This is a genomic window from Nocardia sp. NBC_01503 (genome assembly GCF_036327755.1).
GTDB lineage: Bacteria > Actinomycetota > Actinomycetes > Mycobacteriales > Mycobacteriaceae > Nocardia.
Genome location: NZ_CP109596.1, coordinates 4,739,472 through 4,757,838, shown reverse-complemented (window position 1 = coordinate 4,757,838; position 18,367 = coordinate 4,739,472). Strand labels below are relative to the sequence as shown.

18 protein-coding genes are annotated in these 18,367 nt (G+C 67.0%); 4 read left to right on the top strand and 14 right to left on the bottom strand.

What is annotated here, in order from left to right:
- Window positions 1-40 precede the first annotated feature (40 nt).
- Entirely contained in the window at window positions 41-1,771 is a 1,731-nt protein-coding gene (gene eccE, locus OHB26_RS21500) for a type VII secretion protein EccE (protein ID WP_330179065.1), read from the top strand.
- Window positions 1,772-1,856: 85 nt separating this feature from the next.
- Here eccE and OHB26_RS21495 read toward each other — a convergent pair whose 3' ends face one another.
- The 14 genes from OHB26_RS21495 to OHB26_RS21430 form a co-directional block, all read right to left on the bottom strand.
- Complete coding sequence (locus OHB26_RS21495) at window positions 1,857-2,150, bottom strand: hypothetical protein (protein WP_330179064.1); 294 nt, start codon at window positions 2,148-2,150, stop codon at window positions 1,857-1,859.
- Between the two features lie 33 nt (window positions 2,151-2,183).
- Window positions 2,184-2,498: a WXG100 family type VII secretion target gene (locus OHB26_RS21490; protein ID WP_330179063.1), complete on the bottom strand. Its 315-nt coding sequence runs from the start codon at window positions 2,496-2,498 to the stop codon at window positions 2,184-2,186.
- A gap of 102 nt (window positions 2,499-2,600) precedes the next feature.
- Window positions 2,601-3,386: an ESX secretion-associated protein EspG gene (locus OHB26_RS21485; protein ID WP_330179062.1), complete on the bottom strand. Its 786-nt coding sequence runs from the start codon at window positions 3,384-3,386 to the stop codon at window positions 2,601-2,603.
- 49 nt (window positions 3,387-3,435) lie between these two features.
- Entirely contained in the window at window positions 3,436-4,437 is a 1,002-nt protein-coding gene (locus tag OHB26_RS21480; protein WP_330179061.1) for a PPE domain-containing protein, read from the bottom strand.
- Between the two features lie 35 nt (window positions 4,438-4,472).
- Complete coding sequence (locus OHB26_RS21475; RefSeq protein ID WP_330179060.1) at window positions 4,473-4,778, bottom strand: PE domain-containing protein; 306 nt, start codon at window positions 4,776-4,778, stop codon at window positions 4,473-4,475.
- Between the two features lie 12 nt (window positions 4,779-4,790).
- The gene (locus OHB26_RS21470) at window positions 4,791-6,119 is read right to left on the bottom strand and encodes a hypothetical protein (RefSeq protein ID WP_330179059.1); all 1,329 of its coding nucleotides are present in this window, start codon (window positions 6,117-6,119) and stop codon (window positions 4,791-4,793) included.
- 2 nt (window positions 6,120-6,121) lie between these two features.
- A complete protein-coding gene (locus OHB26_RS21465) occupies window positions 6,122-6,436 on the bottom strand; it encodes a type VII secretion target (protein WP_330179058.1) in 315 nt (104 codons plus the stop codon).
- A 248-nt stretch (window positions 6,437-6,684) separates the two neighbouring features.
- The gene (locus OHB26_RS21460) at window positions 6,685-6,969 is read right to left on the bottom strand and encodes a YbaB/EbfC family DNA-binding protein (RefSeq protein ID WP_330179057.1); all 285 of its coding nucleotides are present in this window, start codon (window positions 6,967-6,969) and stop codon (window positions 6,685-6,687) included.
- Window positions 6,966-7,505 (bottom strand): hypothetical protein, encoded by a 540-nt coding sequence (locus tag OHB26_RS21455; protein ID WP_330179056.1) that lies wholly within the window; start codon window positions 7,503-7,505, stop codon window positions 6,966-6,968. The genes OHB26_RS21460 and OHB26_RS21455 overlap by 4 nt, the downstream gene beginning before the upstream one ends.
- Entirely contained in the window at window positions 7,498-8,277 is a 780-nt protein-coding gene (locus OHB26_RS21450; protein WP_330179055.1) for an ESX secretion-associated protein EspG, read from the bottom strand. Before OHB26_RS21450 ends, OHB26_RS21455 begins: the two co-directional genes overlap by 8 nt.
- On the bottom strand, window positions 8,274-9,926 hold the full coding sequence (locus OHB26_RS21445) for a WXG100 family type VII secretion target (RefSeq protein ID WP_330179054.1): 1,653 nt from the start codon (window positions 9,924-9,926) through the stop codon (window positions 8,274-8,276). The genes OHB26_RS21450 and OHB26_RS21445 overlap by 4 nt, the downstream gene beginning before the upstream one ends.
- A 40-nt stretch (window positions 9,927-9,966) precedes the next feature.
- Window positions 9,967-10,785, bottom strand: a complete 819-nt coding sequence (locus tag OHB26_RS21440; RefSeq protein ID WP_330179053.1) for a YbaB/EbfC family nucleoid-associated protein — start codon at window positions 10,783-10,785, stop codon at window positions 9,967-9,969.
- 21 nt (window positions 10,786-10,806) lie between these two features.
- Window positions 10,807-11,628 (bottom strand): ESX secretion-associated protein EspG, encoded by an 822-nt coding sequence (locus tag OHB26_RS21435; protein WP_330179052.1) that lies wholly within the window; start codon window positions 11,626-11,628, stop codon window positions 10,807-10,809.
- Complete coding sequence (locus tag OHB26_RS21430) at window positions 11,628-13,556, bottom strand: hypothetical protein (protein ID WP_330179051.1); 1,929 nt, start codon at window positions 13,554-13,556, stop codon at window positions 11,628-11,630. The genes OHB26_RS21435 and OHB26_RS21430 overlap by 1 nt, the downstream gene beginning before the upstream one ends.
- Before the next feature lie 140 nt (window positions 13,557-13,696).
- On the opposite strand from OHB26_RS21430, the gene OHB26_RS21425 reads away from it, so the two are divergent.
- Genes OHB26_RS21425 through OHB26_RS21415 form a run of 3 tightly spaced genes read left to right on the top strand, consistent with a single transcriptional unit; the run spans window position 13,697 to window position 18,350 of the window.
- Entirely contained in the window at window positions 13,697-15,574 is a 1,878-nt protein-coding gene (locus tag OHB26_RS21425; protein ID WP_330179050.1) for a hypothetical protein, read from the top strand.
- 40 nt (window positions 15,575-15,614) lie between these two features.
- Window positions 15,615-16,694 carry a glycosyltransferase gene (locus OHB26_RS21420; RefSeq protein WP_330179049.1) on the top strand — a complete coding sequence of 360 codons (1,080 nt, stop codon included), beginning with the start codon at window positions 15,615-15,617 and terminating at the stop codon, window positions 16,692-16,694.
- Window positions 16,695-16,712: 18 nt separating this feature from the next.
- Window positions 16,713-18,350, top strand: coding sequence for a DUF707 domain-containing protein (locus tag OHB26_RS21415; RefSeq protein ID WP_330185735.1), 1,638 nt, complete (start codon window positions 16,713-16,715; stop codon window positions 18,348-18,350).
- The last annotated feature ends 17 nt before the right edge of the window (window positions 18,351-18,367 follow it).

The window sequence follows — 18,367 nt, the reverse complement described above, 5'->3', positions numbered from 1 at the left end:
TGGGCGCCGAATAAAGATGGGCCGAATGGAGATGTGCTGAATGAGTGAGATGACTTCCCCGGACGAAATCACACCGAATGCTGCCGAGATTCCGCCGCTGCGTTCGAATACGCGCGGATTGTTCAGACGACTGCCGTTATCCATCGTCCTGCCTTCGGCCGCGGCGGGAGCCGTCGCCGGTACCTTGACGATCGCATTGAACGGAGAGCTCTGGCTGACACTCGGCGTGGGTTTCGCTATTGCGGCATTGGGTGCGGTCCGGCGGCGGAAGACAAATATTTGGCGAATTCTCGGAATGCGACTGGCATTGCGGTGGCGTAATTGGCGCGGCACTGATAGCGCGCCGCGTACCGAACCGTTCGCCGTGCCGATACCGGAGTCCGGTGGCCTGCACTGCGGCATGCGCTGGGACGGCGATCACCTGATCACCATGTTGCGGGTCGACCGCACCGAGCTGACGCCCACCCTGCTCGGTCCGGCGGAGATTCGCACGGGGGCAGCGGTTTCACTCGCCGAGGTGGCGCGTTGCCTGTCCCAGTTCGATATTCGGCTGGCCGCGGTGGATGTGATGACGCTCGCGGTCCGCACCCGGGGCCCGCACCATGTCGTGCGGCTGTACGAGCAACTGCTCGGCCCGCTGCCCGCCACCGCGGAGCGGAACCTCTGGCTGGTGCTGCGCTTCGACCCGCTGGACAATGCCGAGGCCATCGCCAATCGCGGGGGCGCGGAGGTGGGCATGATCCGGACCGCGCTGGTCGCCACCCGCCGGGTCGCCGCTCGTCTGGCCACCCGTGCGGTGCGGGTATCGGTGCTGACCGCCGAGGAGTTGGCCGCGGTGGAGGCGACCGAACTGCACGACACCGATCCCCGGCAATGGCGTGAGAGTTGGCAGGCGTTGCACTTCGGTGGCATCGATCTGGCCGGCTACGCGGTGCGGCCGGAGCGACTGGACTCCGAGGTGCTGGCCACGGCGTCGGCGCTGCCCGGACTCGCCACTCTCACCCGATTGCGGATGACCTCCGCAATCGGACCGGAGACTCCCGCGCAACGCGCCGATACGGTGACGCTGACCGCGCTGGTCCGTCAGGACACCATCGGGGCGGGGCGGCAGGATCCCGAGCAGACGCCCGAGGGGCTCGGATTGTTGCCGCTGCACGGCCGCCAGCGGCGGGTACTGCTCGACGGCGGGCAACTCGATCGTTCGGCCGCGGTGTACGGGGCGCCGGCGGCATTGGCCCGCCTCTCGGTGCCCGCCGGGGGTTGCGGTCCGGTACTCGGCGCGACCGGCGATGGGCTGGGCGTCGCCATACCGCTATTCGGGCCGTCCATCCGGCGGGTCGAGATCCACGGCAGTCTGCGATTCGCTCAGCTGATGATCTTGCGGTCGATCGCGGTCGGCGCCCAGGTGATCGTGCACAGCACCCGGCCGGAAAGCTGGGACCATATGGTCGATTCGGTGGACTCTGCTGCGGCGCTTTCGGTTTCGTCGCCGGGCGGAGTACAGCACACCGCCGCGGCCACCATGATCGTCTACGACGGAGTCGCCTCCGCCGGGCAGGTCTCCGAGGCCACGGCCGTCCACATCCGGGCGCGGGTGTCCCAGGCCGCGGAGGCCGATGTCGTACTCATCGAATCCCCGGATCGTCCGGGTGATGCGGTGGTTCGGACCGCGGGCGGCGAACTGCCGATCCATATGGTGTCGGTACCGCAGGAGTCCGGGTTCCTCGGCGTCCCGGAACCCGCCCCCGCTCCGGAGTTGCAACCGGTGTAGCACCGCTCGTTCCGCACGCGGGACCCCGGGCGAACGAGTATGGGCCCGAAGCCGAATGGCTTCGGGCCCATAGAGTTTCGACGGGTTACCAGGTGAAGTCGTTGGCGACCTTGGTGTCGGTGCTCTTGGCCTTCTGCAGGGCGTCCGCGACGTGCTGCTTGCCGGTGGCCAGGGTGCGCAGCAGATCATCCAGATCGGTCATCAGGGTGTTGTGCTTCTGCTTGAAGGCGTCCGCGGCGCCGCCGTCACCGCTCTGCCAGGCCTCGGCGAGCAGTTTGTTCGCCGCGTCCATCGCGTTCTGGCGCTCGGTGCTGATGGTGGTGTGGTATTTGCCCAGGTCGTCGATCAGGACATTGACCTTGGCGTCATCGTAAAGCATGGTGAAATCCGTTCCGGGAGTGTGGTTTCGGGGCTAACTGTAGGTGCTGCTGAGCGAGGTGAATCCGGACATGCTCTCGTTGTCCGAGGTGGAGACGGTCTTCTCGCCGGTGTTCAGCGCGTCGGAGACCAGGCCCAGGTCCTTGTTGACCTTGCGGATCTTGTCCTCCAGGTCGGTGGCGAAGCGGGTGAAGGCGTCGTTGGCGTCACCGGCCCAACCCGACTTGGCTTCCTGGACAGAGGTTCCCAGGGCATCCACGGACTTGTTGATGGGGGGGATGACGGCGGCGTAGTCGTTCGCGTACTTCTGGAAAGTCGCGAAATCAAGATGAAGAGCTGAACCTGCCATGGGATTACCTTCCGAACGGTGGATGTGTGAAAGTGCCGGAGTTACGGCTCCGGACGATGGGGGAATCATGGGCCGTCGGCGGCCCCGGGTCTGGTGCGCGAATTACGGCATCCACCTGCCCTCCCGCAGCGATTCGATCTGCGCGGCTATGACATGCGCGAATCGGCGGTCGCTGCCCGGCGCGAGGGTGGTCCAGGCCCGTCCGTCGGCGGCCACGCTGCCGCCGCCGATAATGCGGCCGACCGCGGTGTCGTAGACCGCGGCGGTGGCGGGAGACCGGGCGGCACGACCGTCCCGGTAGGAGTAGCAAACCAGTTCGGCGAGCGAATTCCATTGCCGGAGAGCAGATCCCAGGGTCACCGCATCGGCTTCGGACATGCCCAGGTGATACGCGACGCTGGTGTGCCCGGTTTCGCCGTCGTCGAATCTCCGTCGCAGTTCGGCGGTGGCGGCGGTGAGCACCGGGATATCGGCGGGCGGGCACGAGCCGAGTGCGGTCAGCAGCGGGCGAGCCAGTACCGCGGGATCCTCATCGCCCCATACGGTTCGGACGTCGAGCTCCTCGCCGACCCGGATCGCGACGGCATGGTCGAGACCGCGCCGCACCAGGCAGAGGCGGTGCACCGTGCCCTCGCGGCGGATGCGCAGGACCAATTGCCGCTCCGGGCGCGCCAGGGCGAACAGGGCGGTGGTGAGATCGTCGTCGAGAACGTTCCCATCGTGGTCGAGCAGACCGCGCTCACGCAGGTCCGGGAGCACGGCGGCACGGGCCGCGAGCAGTCGGGCGTGTTCGGTCTGCCGCGGGCGCAGGGCGAGGACGGCCGGGAGCGTCTGCACGCCGAGCGCGTCGGCGACGGCCAATACCGCGTCGCTGGTCAAGGTCGTCATCGGCGCTCCAGGTCCGGAGTGGCGTTCGGCGGGTCGCGGTGAGCGCGGTTCACTCGCGCACCTCCGCGACGCGTGGCCCCCGCGCGTTCGCCGCACCGCCCAATACCGCTGGGGCTGTGGCGAATCCGGCATCGACCACGATCCGGTCACCCAGGTCTCCGGCATCGGAGGAGAGCGCACGCGTCGTGGCGGGCTGCGCCGCCGGCTTGGACTCGGCAACGGGCGGCGGCAGCACCGGCGGTGAGACCGGTTGCGCCGCCGCCACCAGCTGGGTGGTGACCGAGCTCTGCGGAATGGGCGCGATGGACGGCAATACCGGTGTCAACACCAGCGATTCACCGCCGACCACGACGGTGGGCGCGGCCGGAGCCATATTCAACGACAGGTCAACCGGCCGCAGCTGTAGTGCTGGTTGCTGTACGGCTTCGGTACCGGCGGGCGGACCGTCACCTCCCGCCTGCGGCGGAACCTGTTCGGCGAGCAGCGCGGCTCCCGCCGAAACCGCCGGAGCCGCCTCCTGCTCCCAGGGGACGGCCAGCTTCGCACTGGCCGCCTCGTAGGTGCGCATCACCTGGGCGGCCTGGTCCCGGAGCCCGTCGAGCTGATCCTCGGCCAGGTCCAGCAGGCCGGCCAGGGGTGCGCCGAGCAGACTGCCGCGGATCATCTCCTCGGCCGTCTGCACGGCCTGGGTCACCTCCGCGACATGCGGCATGGCGATCTGCGCGATCTCGTAGGAGACCGCCTGCTGCGCGGCAGTGGCGGCATTGCGCTGGGCCGCCGTGGTGATCTCGTCCAGCCAGTCGGCCAGCCGCCCGAGCTGCGCCAGGCCGTCCTCGTTCGAGTGCGACCCCCAGGCATCGCCGACCATGGACAGGATTGCGCGATACTCGGCAGCGGCCCCGCCCAGTCCTGCGGCGAGCGCGGCGTAGGCCAGTCCGGCCTCGACCATCGGGCCGGTCCCGGGCCCGGTGGTCAACTCGTGTGCGAGCTGTTCGGCCGGAACGGCATCCCATACCGTGCCGGTGAAACCGGCCTGCGGCGATTCGACCATCACGTCAATCCTTGTCTCGCGGTACGCTTTCGGTGCTACATCAGGGGTTTGAACGCGTCGACGACGTCATTGCCCGCACCCTCGTGCAGATCGGCGTGCGCGCGCAGGTTCGCGGCGATCTTGCGCAGTTCCCCGACGCCCCCGAGATACGACTGCCGGAACGAGACGCCGACCTCGTCGATGCTCAGCGAGGTCCGGCGTGAGACCGGATCCTGGGCGGCGGCCACCGGGCTCAGCGAAGCGGACGAGTTACGTAATCCGCCCTCCAGCCCGTCGGCGAGCAGGTCGAGCCGACCGGCCGCCTGCCGGGCCAGCTCATGATCGAATGCGATGCGACTCATGGGATTTCTCCTCTACAGGTGGTACGGGTTTTCCGGGTCGGCGGGCGTGGAGCCGCCGATGACCGGTGCGGTCGTATCGTCCGGTGCACCGCCGACGAGTTCGTCGCCATTGCGGGCATCGACCAGAGCGCCGGCACCGCCGCCGGTCCCGCGTGCGCGGCCCGCGCCGAGCGCCCCGCCACCCGGGATCACCGGTGGCAGCGCCTCTTCGGAGACCGTCGTGATTCCGGTGGGAGCCACGGTGGTCTTGATCGAGCCGGGTACCGTCTCGATGATGTTCGCCGCCTGCCAGCGGCCGAGCTGAGCCGCCGCGGTCTCGGTGGCCGCGCCGCCGCCGCTCCCGATCGGCCCGGCGGTGGTCTTCGCACCGAGTACAGGCGCCGAAATGGGCGGCGCGAGTGGCGCGTCCACCGGTGCCTGCGGAGCGGCGAGAGTGGCCGAGATGCCCTTACCGGCTTGCTCGGCGGCGGACATCAAGGGCCGTATCACCTGCTGCAACTGTGTGAGGAGCTGCTGTAGTTCGGCCTGATTGGACATGGTCGAGGCGGTGGCCGCAGGAGACTTCGCGGGGGTCGGAGCGGCCACGCTCCGACCCACTGTATGTTGTGCCGCAACAGGTTTGGCGACCTTGTGGTTGGGCGCATGCCGGGACTGCACCTTGGTGCCGTCCTTCGCCATCTTCGCCGAGTGCGCGGCGAGTTGCGCCTTGGTCTGGGCGGTGATGGCGACCGCCTCGGTGCCCGCCTCCACCGCCGAGGCGAGCAGCGCGGCCTGGCCGGGCGGGGTGACCAGGGCGGGACCCAGCGCCGCCGTGGTCAGTGCGAATCGTGCTGCCACCGCGGCCAATTGGGTGTAGCCAACAGCGACGGTGCCCGCGGCGCCACCCATGGTGAAATGCATCTGGGCGGCCTGTGTGGCGATCGCCGCCGAAGTGGCGTGGGTACCGACCGCGGTCGCGGTGGCCGCCTGGGCGCCGCTGCTCTGCATGGTCTGCAACAGCTGGATGCCCTGTGTGGCGAATTGCATCGCCGTCTCGACGGACTGAACCACGTTCTGCAGCAACGTCTGCGGGTTGATCGCACCGCTCGCGCCCAGCTGCCCGTCACCGAAGCCGCTGAAAAGGTCGGTGATCGGCTTGGCCAGGGCGGCCAAGTCCAGCGGTGGGAGCGCGGGCAAGCCGGGCAGCGGCGGGAGCGCCGGTAGTTGCGGCAGTGCGGGCAGGCCGATGCCGGCCAGAATCTGCTCGACCGGCTGACCGAGCAGGGGCGCCACCGGGGTGTTCCGCAGCGCGTCCTGCACAGTGGGATGCAGTGGCTCCGCGAGTGATTCGGCGGAAATCATGGCTATACGTTCGTCTGGGAGAGGAAGGTCTCGACGCTGTTCGCCTCGGTCTGCTCATACGACTGAGCCGCCATCCGGGAAGTCGCCGCGGTGGTGACGCAGGCGTCCACCAACTCCGCCAGTGCGGCGAAGTGATTGGTCTGGGCGTATGCGAAGCTGGCCAGGAAATCCTGGCCGATCAAGCCGAAGACCGGTACTACGGCGGCAATGCTCGCGGCTTGATCGACGGCGCCGGCGACGGCGACCGTCGCGGCCATACCCTCGGAAATATCGCCGTATTGCCGGAATGTCTGCGGCTGCACATTGAGAACGTTCATCGCGGCACCCTCCTGGGGCTAATCTGCGAACTCGATACGAACACGGTTCACGGTGAAATCTAATGAGCGCGATATGGTTCGCAAGCGCTGCGCGAGCGGCGGTGCCTACTGTTCACCTGAGCGTCGATCGCGCTGATCAGCGTGCCGCGCAAGGTGATTGCGCTGCGCTGCGAACTCGGCGGCCGACGACCTACCGGCGCCTTCGGACCGCGCTGTGCCCGCGGGATCCACCGGCGCTCGCTGTTCACCTATCCGTTGAATTCCTCGATCAGCCCACCGCGCCGGCCGAGCGCCTCCCGCGCGGCCGCGGCGGCCGTGGCCACCACCGCGCACTCGAACTCGGCCGGAGACAATCGCGAAATATCGTGGGACAAAAGCAGATTCATAAGTCTGCCCGCGCCATCGACCGATATGGTGACCGTCGCGTCGTCATTCGCGTGGTCGACCCTGATGGCAGCGAGATCGTCGGTAAGACGTTGTATTCGATCCAACTGCGCGCGGGCCGCGACCTCCAGCGCGTCGAAACCGCTCACCACGTGTCTCCATCCCGATCGAGCCAACTGCGCGGCTCGTATTCGTGTTCGGCCTCGTCGGCCAGTTCGGCGGTCTCCACGGCCGCTTGGGTGGGCAGACCCAACCGGGTCAGCGTCTGTTCCGACAGTCCGAGGTCGCTCAGATAGGCGCGCCGGGCCAGACCGGCGCGATCGGCGGCGAGGCGGCACAGCCGCAGTATGTCATCGCCGAGATCGCCGGGATCGCGGCGTAGCTGACCGGGAGCGACGCGCACCGTCAGCGGAAGACCGGAATCGGTTGCGGTGATCACGATTTCGCCGCCGCGCGAGGAGGCTTCGCCGACCGAGTAGGTGGCGAAGCCCGAATCGTCCGGCGCCGCGACCGTTTCGGAATCGGTCATGGCCGAATCCGGCGCCAGCGGGGTGGTCCGATCCTCCGCTGCGGCCGGGTCGGAATCGACGCCCGGGTAGACCGCGTTCTCGTGAATCACGCCTTCGACCGCGCGGTTCGGATACCCCGAGGTCGCGGCGCCGGTCGCGCGGAGTTGTTCAGGCACAGCGCTCGTCCTCCAGGGTTTGCAGCACTTTGGTGATATCGGCGGTGATCATGGCGGCGAGCCGGGCCCGGTCCACCGCCGTCGCGATCGGCGCGGTCCCCTCGCCGACGGCATAGCGGCCGTCATCGACCAGATCACGCCAGGCGATGCGATGCGCGACTATGCCGCGCGGCCCGAAAATCGAACTACCCAAACACGTTTCGATCTCTCCCAGCCGTTCGGCCGGCAGCTCCAGCCAAGCCGCGCTGCGGCGTTCGATCTCGAGATACCCGGCCAGCGCCGGGGAGCGGCCGTAGTCGTACTCGGCGGCGTCACTCTCGGAGGCGATCACCAGCTGTGTGTCCGAGAGCCGTCCCGGATCTCGCGCGGGCAGCGCGCCGACCACCGCACCGGCCAGCCGCTCCGCCCCTCCCGTACTGACAACGTAACCGCCACTGTGCCAAATGGTTTCGCCGGGCAGCTGGCGAATCAGGGTGGCCACCGCACCTTGCCGCCCGCCGAGTATCCGAATCGGCCCGTCGCCGCGGTCGGGGGCGCGCGGGTCGACGGCCTGGACGGCTACCCGGACCTCGGCCCGCGCGATCCGGCCGAGCGCATCGTGCAGTTCCCCGTCGTTCCGGACCCCGCTCCAGGCCGCGGTGGCCGACCGCGCCCACTCCTCGGCGTTCGCACCGCGGTGCAGCGCGAACAGCGGCGACGGCAGCCGGTCCCCGAAAAGCTTGTCCCACAGCACGATCAGCTCGACATCGGAGAGATGCCAGGTGCGGCTCACCGTTCCAGCACCGGCTTGACGCCGCGCCCCGGCCCGCCGAGCGCCTCCTCCAGATGCTCGGTGGAGTTGAGGTAGTCGGACTTCTTCTTCTCCTTCTCCTCATCCTTCGCGCGGCCCGGCGCACCCCCGAGCGGGAACCCGGAGCCGCGCCCGGAGCCCGGCCCGGCCCGGCCCACGAACTCTTCCTTCGGCAGACCTGCGGCGCGCGGGAAGAGTTTCGACTCCGAGCGCAGCAGCTTCTCCTCCGCGCTCAGCAGGCTCGGACCTCTGCCACCGAAGCCGCCGCTCCTGCCCGGCAGTCCACCGGGGTTCGGCGGCGGCACAGTGCTCAACACCATCGGCAATCCATCCGAGGGCGTGGTCGACAGATCGGCCGGGAACTGGTCCTTATCGTTGAGGTTCGCCAGATTCGGTGTGCCGGTGTTGGGTTCGGAACCGCTGGGCTGATGCTCCGCGGGCGGTGTGCTGCCTTCGGGCGGATTGTCACCGCCGGAGTTCCCGCCCGTGGACGGATGGTCCCCGGGAGGCGTCTCACCATTACCGCCGCCACCGTCCGGCGGAGGTTCGTTGGAGTTGTCACCGTTCGTATTACCGGGAGGCGTTTCGCCGGGCGGGGAGTCCTGCGGGTCGGTAGCGGGCGGCGCCGGTTCACCATTCGGGTCCGCGGGGTCCTGGGCCGGCAGGGCCACCTGGCTCGGCTGCGGCAGCACCACGATTCGGGTGCTGACGTGCGTGTAGTTTTCGGTGTAGTAGGTGTGGAAGTTCTCCTGGTACTGAATGAGATCCGCTTGATTCTGGGACAGCTGAGCGGGCGTGGTGCCCGGTGGCGGCTCGGGTGTGGGCGGCATACCGTTCTTGGTCTGCTGCAGCCAGCCCGAGGTGTAGACCAGCGAGTCACCGAGCTGATGCATATCGCTGGTGAGTCGCTGGGAGGCGTTCACGTACTGGTTGGTGGCCAGAATCGCCGATTGCGCCCCCTGGCCGGTCCACTGATCCGACGCGGCCGATATTTGCGACCGCAGCGTGCCGAAGCCGGTGTCCAGCGTCTGCGACAGCCAATACCAGATGCCACCGGCATTGGCCACGGCCTGCGAGTTGATCGACTGACCGGTCAAATAGAGGGTGTGCCAAGGGATCCCGGGGCCGGGCTCGGGCGTCCAGTAGGCGGTGTCATACAACGTCGACGACGAATTCGGTTTGTGCGGATGCTTCGGTATCGAGATGACCGGCGGCGTACCACTCGGCGGGGTACCGGCCGGGTTGGTGAAGAGGTCGTCATTCTCGAAGATCATCGTCGAGGTCTGCTCGGCCTGCTGGTACTGCTTTCCCGCCGCGACAAAGGTGCGGCCCATGTCGACAAGGATGTTGCGGTGCTGTCCTATTCGGTCTTTCAACTCGTTTTCGAACTTGTTCCGGAACATCGTTCCCAGCCATATTCCCGAGAACAGCGGGCTGGTGATGATCGGGCAGGCCGCCGCGGTATTCGCCAGGATCCAGTTCTGCATGCCGACAACGACGTTCAACATATCCTCGACGTGCTGCGCGCACTTCTCGGCGATGCCCGGTTCGAGCATCAGCTGCCCATTCCCGGCCGTGGTCGGCAGCCCGGCCCAGGCCAGGTCGTCCGCCGTGTTCGGATCAGGTGCCATCTCACACTCCCACGTGCTTGGTGATGAAAGCTTTCGTCAGTCAGAGCAATTGATTGCGCAACTGCTCGATGCCGGCCAGCGCGATCTCCGGTCCCGGATAGCGCGGGTGATCGCCCGAGACCGGGGCGAACAACTCGGTGACCATTCGCGCCACCTCCGCCACCGCCGCCCGCGAAGCCTCGGTCACCGCCTCCGCGATCTCGTCATAGTCGAGATCGGCTATGCCGGAAGAGAATTTGAGATCGATGAGAATGCCGTCCGCGTTCACCGCGGCGAGCACGCGACGCCCCTCGGCGGTGCCGGTGGCGAAAACCCTTGCCCGCCTGTCCTGTAGACGAACAAGCTGCGCGATGCGCGCGCCGACATCCCGATCATCGAGTGCCGATCCGGATGCTCCGGGTCCGCCCGGCGGCGCGTCGAGCGGCCCCGCCGCGAAATCATCATCCTTCCGGTCGCCGAGCGGGGTCAGCAGTGCGGACGGCGGTGGCGGAATCTCGTCCTGACGAGGTACCTCACCGACCAGATCCGTGAGCTTGGGCAACCGCGCCTGCATCAACCGCAACGGGGCCAGGATCTCCTCGGCTCTGCGCTTGACCTCGGTCGCCGCCTGTTGGGCCGCCAGCACTGTGCCGCGAGCGATCTGGTGGTACCCGAGATCATCGATATCCTCGGCGTAGCTCACCTCCGCCACCGCCCCGGACGCGTCCGCGGTCACGGTGATCCGGTCCCGCTCGACGGAGACCGACGCCGTCACCGCCCGGTGTCGGCGCTGCGCGTCGGCGAAGCCCGTGATCAACTGACGGACGTCGTCGAGGACCTGCGCCACTTCGCTTTTGAGCCGATCATTGGATCTGGTCACGCCGCTTCCCCGTCTCGCGCACTACCGGCCATCGTCGTAGACACTCTCTCGGGACACCCCACGGCGGGACTCGTCCTGCCGCACCAGGCGCAGCTCATCGCAGTGCCGGTCGATGAGTTTGCGGAGTCCGTCCGCATCGGTGGCGACGGCGGCTGTCGGCGGTTCCAGGTCGATGACATAGCGACCGTCGCCCGGGTGGTCTTCCCAGAAGATCCCCTTGGTCACCTGCCCGCGCGGCCCGAAGCTGGAGTGCCCCTGGGTGATCAGGATGCTGCCGACCATTCCCTTCGGCGCGGCCTGCCAGCGCAGACTGCGGGCGTCGACATCGCGATCGTCATCCTCGTACAGCGAACTGCGACCGTGCCAGTGGTCGAACCGCTGCTCGCCCGCGCTCAACAGCTCCACCCGTGGTTCCGTGCCCGCCGCGACGGACGGCAGCCGGTCGACGATCACGCGGGCCAGCGCGGCCGCGTCGCATTCGGTGATCTCGAGCTGATCGTGGCAGTCCGGCGAAGCGCCGTGAAATCCCTCAATCAGCAGCCCTCGGTCGCCGAAACGCCGGCCCGACATGACTTTTCGCGTGATATCGGCGTCGTCCGCGTGCTGCTCGTCCGCGTGCACGACCAGTCGGACATCGGCTTGCAGAGACTTGACCAGCACCTCCGCCAGAGCGGGATCCCAGGCCGCCTGCAGTTCGCCCCAGACCCGGGCCTTCTTGAATTGAAAGTCGTAGTAGCCGCGAACGTCGGAGCGAAACGCGAACGGCCAGTTGTTCCTTCGCCCGACGAGCCGCTCGCGCATCACCAGATACTCGAGTCCGCTCAGCCGCCATGTGCGTTCCACTACGGCTCGCCCTCCGCTCCGGTACCGGATCCACCGGTCGGCATCTCACCTACCGGCTCGCTGTTCACACCCGTCACCGTGAAGTCCTCGAACGACCCTGGCTGGTGAATTCCGGCGCGCCCGACCACGATCGGTTGCGGCTCCTGCGGCGTACCGCCGGGCAAGAGCGCGAACGACAGCTCGATCGGTCCGGTCGCACCGGGCGGCAGCAGTTCGTCCTCGATCTCGTGCAGCTCCTCCACAACGTGCTCCGCGGCCTCGTCCGTCGCCTGCTTCACGGTCTTGGAACCGTCCTCCACGGACTTCGCCAATGCCTGCAAGCCGGGACCGAGCTGCGCCGCGAGCTGATTGCCGAGCTGCACCAACGTCGGTATTCCCGACGAAATGAGTTGTAGCACTTCGGAGAAGAGGCTGAGCAGCTCGGTGCCGGAGATCCCGCCGCTGCCGCCGCTGCCACCACTGCCGCCGATCCCGTTCGGACCGGTGGGCCCGGTGCCCTGACCGGGATGGCCCGATCCGCCGCTGCCGCCGCCGCTGTGACCGCCACTGCCACCGCCGGTGGCACCGCCTCCGCCGCTGCCGCTACCACTGTCGCCGCTGCTACCGCCTCCGCCGCTTTCACTTCCACCGCCGCCGCTGCTACCGCCTCCCCCGCTTTCACTTCCGCTGCCGCTGCTACCGCTCCCTCCGCGGCCGCTACCTCCGCTGCCACCGCTACCGCCACTGCCTCCGCTGCCGCTGCCACCGCTACCGCCACTTGCTCCGGAATTGCGCTTCGCGCCGGGATCGGCGAAGGCCGGGATCATGCCCGCCAGGACCGCGATGCCGTCGACATAACCCTTCGCGCCACCGCCTTCGTGACCGTCCCACCAGGTCCGAGCGGCCGCCAGGTCCTTGTCCGCGGCCCACCCGTTGACGTTCTTGACCGACCCGTCGTCGTTGAACGTCATTTGGCTGTACCGGGGCAGGTGGCCCCAGCAGTACAGGTTGAAGTCGCCGGTATCGGCCAGCACCGTGGACACCGCGAGAATCGCCTTCTGCAGGTCGGTCGCCGAGGCGATGTAGTCATTGATCGCCTTGACCGCGCTCTCCGCGCCCGCGCCCTCCCAGTTCTGGTTCTTGAAGACGGCGTGGCTCTCGGTCCGGAAGGTTTCGACGGCCTCACCCCACACCTGCCCGATCTGATGCCACTCACCGGCCCTCTGCCAGATGTGGCCATCGGCGCGCTCGAACATCTCGGCGATATTGGCGAAATCCTTCAATACGAAGAAGCTGCCGCTCTCGATGGTGGGACCGATCGCGTCCTTGGCCCGCGAATCGTACCCGGCGCCGGAACCACTGCCGGTACTGAACGAACCATTCATCCACTCACCGCCCGATATCGGGTTGGGAGTCGTCGCCATCGGGCCGCCCTTGCCCTTCATATCCTTCGCGGCGGGCGTGGTGAAGGTGATCGCGTTCTCACCCTCGGCGGTGCTGTATTGCTTATCGGCGTTGATGAAGGTATTGGCCATATCGGTGATCACCGTCTGATGATTGCGCAGCACATCGATGAGATCGATCGCGGTACTATCGCTAATCTTCTGGAACAGCATTCGCATACTGCTCAGGACCGTGGTCTGATTACGGTTGTTATATCTCCAGTACCCGTCGCCCTCAAGTGAGGTGTACAGCTTCCAGTCCATTTTGGAGATGACATCGATAAGACCCAGGGCGATCGCCACCAGGTCCTGGCAATGATCGTTCAGCGCCCGCAGCGAGGCACTGTCGACATTGAGGAGCTTAAGCTTGCCCTGTTTGGCGCTATCCAATAGGCCGGGCCAGCCGGTTTTATCATTGCCGGTCGATCCCGATGCCATCGCGCTCCCACCGTCCAACTCCATTACAGCTGCCGGGCCGTTTCTAGCACCTCCGCCCCGAACGAGCATCCGGCGCTGCGCGCGCTGAGCGGTCTGTACATCGGCCGTTCACCGAGCCCGATGACCGACGGTTAACCGCATGTGAACACTCGCCGATGCGGTAGTCGGCGAGCTCGATCTATGAATTCGCGCGTGCTTAGGTATCGGGCATGACGTCGGGAGGTGCCGGGAGCGACCACACCGGCTGGCCAGGTCTGTTGACCAGCGCCAGGCAGGGCAAGCTGCAGCTGCTCAATGTGGACAGTGGTTCGCTCCGAGCGCTCACCCTGCAATGTGAGGATCTGGTAGCGATCATCCTGGGATTGATCAACGTCATCGACACGATGGATTGGACACAGTACACATCGGCGGATGGGTACTGGAAATATAATTGGCAGCGCGGGAAACAGAATGTTACGACATCCCTGAGCAGCATGCGCACACTATTTCTGGAAATCAAGAACAGTTCGAAATTCGGGTTGGTCGGCGCCTTGCAGGACCATCAGGCCGTCATCACCGATATGGCCAATACCTTCATTGCCGCCGATAAGCAATACAGCACCGCCGAAGGCGAGAACGCGATCACCTTCACCACCCCAGCCGCGAAGGATGTGAAATCCACCGGTCCGATGTCCGTCACTCGATCGATATCCGGTGGCGAATGGATGAACGGCAGCTTCTCGAATTCGGGCGGGTCCGGCGTCGGATACGACTCGCGGGCCAAGGACGCGATCGGGCCCACCATCGAGAGCGGTAGCTTTTTCGGGCTGCTGGACTTCGCCAATATCGCCGAGATGTTCGACCGCGCCGATGGCCACATCTGGGAGATGGCGGGCGCGTGGCATCAGATCGGCCAAACCTGGAGCGAAGCCGTCGAAACCTTCCGGACCAATAATCACGCCGTCTTCAAGAATCAGAACTGGCAGGGCGCGGGTGCGGAGAGCGCGGTCAAAGCGCTCAACGACTACATCACCTCGGCCACCGGCCTACAGCAGGCGATCCAAGCGGTATCCACGGTGCTGGCCGATACCGGCGACTTCAACCTGTACTGCTGGGGACACCTGCCCCGGCACAGTCAGATGCACTACAACAGCGACGGGACTGTCCACGACGTCAACAATTTCGCCGCGGACAAAGACCTGGCCGCCGCCCGGACCTGGTGGGACGGTCACGAAAGTGGCGGTGCGAAGGGCTATGTCGACGGCATCGCGATCCTGGCGGGCATGATCCCCGCCTTCATCGATCCCGGAGCCAAGGGCGGTAGCGGGGGCAGCGGAAACAGCGGCGGTGGGACCGGCGGCAACGGCGCCAGCGGAAACAGCGGCGGTACGGGTGGCAGCGGCGACGGTGGTGGTACCGGCGGCAGCGGCGACGGTGGTGGTGGTACCGGCGGCAGCGGTACCGGCGGCAGCGGCGACCACAGCGGCGGCGGAAGCCAGGGTGGTGGCGGCCCCAAGGCGGGGAAGCCGCATTCGCCGGGCGGAAGCCCCTTCTCCTCCTCGCCCACCGGTCCGGTCGCGTCCGGTCCCACCGGCCCGGCCGATTCGCTCACCGGCGCCTCAGGGCCCCTGTCGACGCTGGCGAATATGTTGCAGCAGTTGAGTTCCGGCGCCCCGACGGGCCCACTCGGGGTCTCCGGACCGTGGAATCCCAGTGGCCCCTGGATGGCCACCGGCCCGTGGGGCGCCTCCGGCCCCTTCGGATTCGACGTCAACCCGGCCGGATTGGGCGGCGGGGCGGGTGGCGGCGGCTCGCCCGGCGCGAATCCCTTGGACGACAAGCTGTTTCCCCGCGCACCCGCACCCGCACCCACGACCGCGCCCGGTGCGCCGACCGTCGCCGCCGACGGTCGCGCGGGCCCGGCGGTCACCTCCGGCATGCCCATGGGCGGAATGATGGGCGGAATGCCGATGGGCGGCGGTATGGGCGGCGCGCAGGCCGGTCAGCAGAAGGAGCGCAAACGCGCCGCCTATCTCGATGGCAAGGAGCATCTGGACGAGGCGGTCGGCGAGGATCCGCTCTCGGTCCGGCCCATCATCGACCGCTGAGTCCGCGCCGCATCCCTTCGAGCCGAATATGAGCCCTCCCATGCGTTTTCATATTGTCAATCTGCCCAATACCCAGACCACCAAGCACTATCAACCGTGCGCCTACACCCAGAAGAACCGGCGCTTCGCGGACATGATGATGAATCTGGGGCACGAGGTGTACCTGTACGGCGGCGAGGAGAACGACGCGGCCTGTACCGAATTCGTCACCATCGTGTCCAAGGCGGAACAGGCCGAATGGTTCGGTGGCAACGACCTGTACAAGGAGCTCAACAACCTCACCTGGAATCCCTACGACCCGCACTGGTTGACGACGAACGAACGCGCCGTCTCCGAGATCGCCCAGCGCAAACAGGATCGCGATTTCATCGGGGTGCTCGGCGGCACGTGCCAGAAGCCGATCGCCGATACCTTCCCCGATCTCATGACGGTCGAGTTCGGTATCGGTTACAGCGGGGTCTTCGCCAACTACCGGGTCTTCGAGAGCTATGCGTGGATGCACGCGGTCTACGGTTCCCGCACCACGGTGCCCGGTGTAATGAGTACGCGCGGCCAGTTCTTCGACGCTGTCATCCCGAATTATTATGAGGTGGACGACTTTCCGTTCTCCGCCGAGAAGGATGACTATTTCCTGTTCATCGGCCGACTGGTCGAGGCGAAGGGTATCCAGGTCGCCATCGACACCTGTCAGCGGCTCGGCGTGAAACTGATCGTCGCGGGCGCCGGACAGGTCCCGGACTCCGAGGTCGTCGAGTACGTCGGCGTGGTCGATCACGTTCGCCGTGGTGAGCTGATGTCCCGCGCCCGTGCGGTATTCGTGCCGTCGCTGTATTTGGAGCCCTTCGGCGGTGTGCACGCCGAGGCGATGCTCTGCGGCACCCCGGTGATCACCACCGACTGGGGTGTCTTCACCGAAACGGTGCAGCAGGGCGTGCAGGGCTTCCGCTGCCGCAACTTGCGCGAATTCTGTACCGCCGCGGAAAGTGTCGGCAAGCTCGACTATCAGGGAATCCGCGATTACGCGATCTCCAAGTTCTCCACCGATGTCGTCGCCCCCCAATACGAGGCGTATTTCGAACGCCTGCGAACACTGTGGGGCGAAGGCTGGTACGCCGCGTAGGAGGTTGCTGTGACGACGATGACGGCGCGATCACAGACCGAGCGCCCCGCCGCTGTTCCGCCGCCGGAACAGGCCGGCACGCAGCGCCGGAATCTGGTCATCCTGCGCGCGGGCGATTCCTCACTGCACGAACGGTGGCTCGCCGGACCGCAGCGGCGGACTTGGGATCTGGTGGTCAGCTACTTCGGCGACGATCCGCAGCGCTATCGCGGTGGCGATATCACCCGGCTGGACCGCAAAGGGCCGAAATGGCCCGCGTTGCACCATGTGCTCACCGTCGACCTGGCCGAGGTGATCGACCGTTACGACTACATCTGGCTCCCTGACGACGATCTGGCCACCGATACCGGCACCATCAACGACCTGTTCGAATTCGCCGCGCGCTACCGGCTTTCACTCGCCCAGCCCGCGCTCACCGAGGACAGCTACTTCACCCACGAGATCACGCTGGTTGACCGCAGATTCGAGTTGCGGTACACGAATTTCGTCGAGATCATGGCGCCCTGTTTCAGCCGGGAGTTCCTGGCCCGCTGCCTGCCGACCTTCGACCGGAGCCAGACCGGCTGGGGCCTGGACTTCCACTGGCCGCGCTTCGCCCCCGACACCTCCGAGGTCGCCATCGTCGACGCGGTCACGGTCCGTCATACCAGGCCGGTGGGCGGACCGAATGTGGCGGCGGTGCGGGCCGCCGGCGTGGACCCCACCGCAGAGTACCTCGACTATCTACGCGCACACGGGATCTACGATCTCTCCACCACGGTGCATCGAGGCATCGGCGCGGCCGGGCGAGCGCTGCCGGAGGAACCGACCGCGGTCTGCGTCAGCATCGATCGACCGCGCCCGGAATTGCCGACTTGGCTCCGATACCATTGCGCGCGAGTCGATCTGGTCATCGTCTTTACCGACCATCCGGCGGTCCGGGCCGCGGTCGAGGAGCTGGCCACCGAGCACTCGCTGATGCTCTGCGACAGCGCCCGGATCGAGGGCGGCGATACCTCGGATCAGGAACTGGCCGATATCGCCGCCGCCGTCACGCACGCTGACGCGGCCGGTATGCGGTGGCTGCTTCCCCTCGCCCTCGACGAGCTGTTCTACGACGACGGCAGACGCCGCTGGCAGTTGCCCGGCGCCGGGCAGGTGACCTTCCTCGGCCACGAAGCCGTTCCGGTGCGTCATCCGGTGGTCAACCCGTTCGAGGCGTGCACCGTCTTCCGGGTCAGCGGACGTTCACCATTCCTGGACACCCCCTCCGCACGCAGCGCGGTTCGCCTGGGCCCCGGCGTCACACCCGTGGACCCGCACGGCTTCACCGGATTCTCCGGTGCGAGTGGAATGGTCACCGCACCGATGATCCTGCACTACCCGTACCCGAGCTTCGAGAGCTGGCTGGCCCGGGCCGCGCACGTCGCCGAAACCGGCGGTACTCGGGCGCGGCAATTCGCATACCACTCCCGAGAACTGCTTCAGGTGGCCCTCGCCCACACTCGCCTCGAGGGCGCCCGCGCCTGTTTCCAGGCCGCGATCCCTTCCGATGGGATGGTCGACCGTATGGTGGGCGCGGGCGAGTTGCTTCGCGTGGACCCCATGCGAACCCATACCCGCCAGCTGCCGCACCCGCCGATTCGTTCCGGCGCGGCGGCCGGCACTCGGCCATAACGACGACAGTCGTCCCG

Bases quoted from the DNA above. Each gene is read 5' to 3' on its own strand.
- eccE (WP_330179065.1), top strand. From the start codon at position 41: ATGAGTGAGATGACTTCCCCGGACGAAATCACACCGAATGCTGCCGAG.
- OHB26_RS21495 (WP_330179064.1), bottom strand. From the start codon at position 2,150: ATGCTTTACGATGACGCCAAGGTCAATGTCCTGATCGACGACCTGGGC.
- OHB26_RS21490 (WP_330179063.1), bottom strand. From the start codon at position 2,498: ATGGCAGGTTCAGCTCTTCATCTTGATTTCGCGACTTTCCAGAAGTAC.
- OHB26_RS21485 (WP_330179062.1), bottom strand. From the start codon at position 3,386: ATGACGACCTTGACCAGCGACGCGGTATTGGCCGTCGCCGACGCGCTC.
- OHB26_RS21480 (WP_330179061.1), bottom strand. From the start codon at position 4,437: ATGGTCGAATCGCCGCAGGCCGGTTTCACCGGCACGGTATGGGATGCC.
- OHB26_RS21475 (WP_330179060.1), bottom strand. From the start codon at position 4,778: ATGAGTCGCATCGCATTCGATCATGAGCTGGCCCGGCAGGCGGCCGGT.
- OHB26_RS21470 (WP_330179059.1), bottom strand. From the start codon at position 6,119: ATGATTTCCGCCGAATCACTCGCGGAGCCACTGCATCCCACTGTGCAG.
- OHB26_RS21465 (WP_330179058.1), bottom strand. From the start codon at position 6,436: ATGAACGTTCTCAATGTGCAGCCGCAGACATTCCGGCAATACGGCGAT.
- OHB26_RS21445 (WP_330179054.1), bottom strand. From the start codon at position 9,926: ATGGCACCTGATCCGAACACGGCGGACGACCTGGCCTGGGCCGGGCTG.
- OHB26_RS21430 (WP_330179051.1), bottom strand. From the start codon at position 13,556: ATGCTCGTTCGGGGCGGAGGTGCTAGAAACGGCCCGGCAGCTGTAATG.
- OHB26_RS21425 (WP_330179050.1), top strand. From the start codon at position 13,697: ATGACGTCGGGAGGTGCCGGGAGCGACCACACCGGCTGGCCAGGTCTG.
- OHB26_RS21420 (WP_330179049.1), top strand. From the start codon at position 15,615: ATGCGTTTTCATATTGTCAATCTGCCCAATACCCAGACCACCAAGCAC.
- OHB26_RS21415 (WP_330185735.1), top strand. From the start codon at position 16,713: ATGACGGCGCGATCACAGACCGAGCGCCCCGCCGCTGTTCCGCCGCCG.